This is a genomic window from Mammaliicoccus sp. P-M59 (genome assembly GCF_022386135.1).
In the GTDB taxonomy this organism is placed as follows: Bacteria; Bacillota; Bacilli; order Staphylococcales; family Staphylococcaceae; genus Mammaliicoccus; species Mammaliicoccus sciuri_A.
Genome location: NZ_JAJNJJ010000047.1, coordinates 1 through 262, shown reverse-complemented (window position 1 = coordinate 262; position 262 = coordinate 1). Strand labels below are relative to the sequence as shown.

Below are 262 nucleotides of genomic sequence, written 5' to 3'. Positions count from 1 at the left end.
ATTACAACACCACCAACAAATGAAATCATCGAGTATGGTGGAGAAGAAGTGCCACCAGGTCATAAAGATGAATTCGATCCAAACTTACCAGAAGGCGAAACAGAAGAAGTACCAGGAAAACCAGGTATTAAGAATCCAAATACAGGTGAAATCGTAACACCGCCGGTGGACAGTGTGACAAAACATGGTCCAGTGCCAGGTGAACCAATTGTAACGAAAGATCCAATACCATATGAAACAACAAGAGAATTCAATCCAGACT

1 protein-coding gene is annotated in these 262 nt (G+C 41.6%); it reads left to right on the top strand.

What is annotated here, in order from left to right; genetic code table 11:
- A partial coding sequence (locus LQ617_RS15930; protein WP_239740799.1) for an E domain-containing protein occupies positions 1 to 262 on the top strand: 262 nt, incomplete at both ends.